A 1,465-nucleotide genomic window follows, 5' to 3' on the forward strand; every position below is an offset into this window, starting at 1 on the left:
TCGGCTCGTGCTGTTCCCGTAAGAGTCTCCGTGTTTTGCCTACGCTAAGAATCCGCGTTGATTTTATACAAGTTTTCCAATATTCGTTTTATAACACCTCTGCTTTACTTATGTCCCAGTCTTTTTATAATACAATTATTTGGATGTCCGCTGAGCATAAGGATATATAGGATCAACTAAGTTAAATTCATACGTTTCGCCGTTCACGATTCCTACAACTTTATCACTGTCATAAAGATCAAGCATGAATTGAGCCATTTCTTTTGCTGTATGGTATTGAGGAACATTGTCTTCATATTTAAAACCGTCAACATCAAGTGAGCGCTCAGCAAATTCAGTTTCAGTTGCTGCAGGTGCCAGTACCTTCGCTTTCATTTTGACCCCTTTGGAAGCAAGTTCTTGAGCGAGGCCTTCGGTGAACGCACTTACATAGAATTTCGTTGCGCAATACGTGACCGCATCGGCAACGATGGTGTATCCTCCACCTGAAGAAACATTGATCAGTTGAGCTCCTTCTACATTCTCATAATCTCGAGCGAATAAAGAAGAAAGAATCGTCAATGCTTCCGTGTTTAATCGTAGCATCTGTTCAATTTTTCCTAGGTCCTGATCTGCGATGGAATCAAAGTTACCAAATCCTGCGTTGTTAATGAACGTTTCAATTTCATATGATTTCAGCTTTTCATAAAATGAATAGACATTTTCGTTCACGGATAAATCGGTCTTTATCGTAACAACTTCTACTTCGGAATTGATTTTCTCAATTTCCTGTTTGAGCTCGTTTAGCTTTTCTTCTCTTCTTGCCGCAACGACGAGATTCTTTCCTCTTGCTGCGAAAGTTAAGGCAGCCTCATAGCCGATTCCTGAACTTGCGCCCGTGATCACCGTATATTTCATGTTCATTCCTCCTAACAGAATATGATACGCTATCAATTGTAATGGTTGGAGTGAACTCTAAGTCAACCCAAACGAACACATCGGAGGAGGTCTCATGTACAGTATCACAGAAGCGGCCAAGAGATTAGCTGTCAGCCCCCATACATTGCGTTATTATGAGAAAGAAGGAATTATTGAACCTGATCGAACATCATCTGGAAAGAGAAGCTATCAGGATGTGCATATCGATTGGTTGAGGTTTGTTATCAAATTAAGAGAAACCCAAATGCCGATTGCAAATATCAAAGCATACACGGAATTATTTAAAGAAGGGAATCATACGAAAAGAGAGAGGCTTACTACATTGGAGGAGCATAAACAAAACATCCAGGAACAGATCGAAACCTTATCTTCAACGAATGAAATGCTCGCGAAGAAGATTGCTAGCTATAAAGAATTAATTAGCGGAGATCATTGTGAACGTGAAGCGAGGAGAAAGATGTGACATTTCCTATATTTAGAAGTAACATTTGGAGTCCGTTTTCGAAACAATGAGCAAGAGACGCCGCCTGGTTATCCAGGCGGCGTT

2 protein-coding genes are annotated in these 1,465 nt (G+C 40.5%); one reads left to right on the top strand and one right to left on the bottom strand.

Features of this window, described 5'->3' with window-relative positions:
- Positions 1-135 precede the first annotated feature (135 nt).
- Positions 136-897, bottom strand: a complete 762-nt coding sequence (locus LD39_RS19715) for an SDR family oxidoreductase (RefSeq protein ID WP_035552397.1) — start codon at positions 895-897, stop codon at positions 136-138.
- Between the two features lie 94 nt (positions 898-991).
- On the opposite strand from LD39_RS19715, the gene LD39_RS19720 reads away from it, so the two are divergent.
- Complete coding sequence (locus tag LD39_RS19720; RefSeq protein WP_035552401.1) at positions 992-1,381, top strand: MerR family transcriptional regulator; 390 nt, start codon at positions 992-994, stop codon at positions 1,379-1,381.
- Positions 1,382-1,465: the final 84 nt, after the last annotated feature.

It is taken from the genome of Halobacillus sp. BBL2006, from assembly GCF_000786645.1.
In the GTDB taxonomy this organism is placed as follows: domain Bacteria; phylum Bacillota; class Bacilli; order Bacillales; family Halobacillaceae; genus Halobacillus.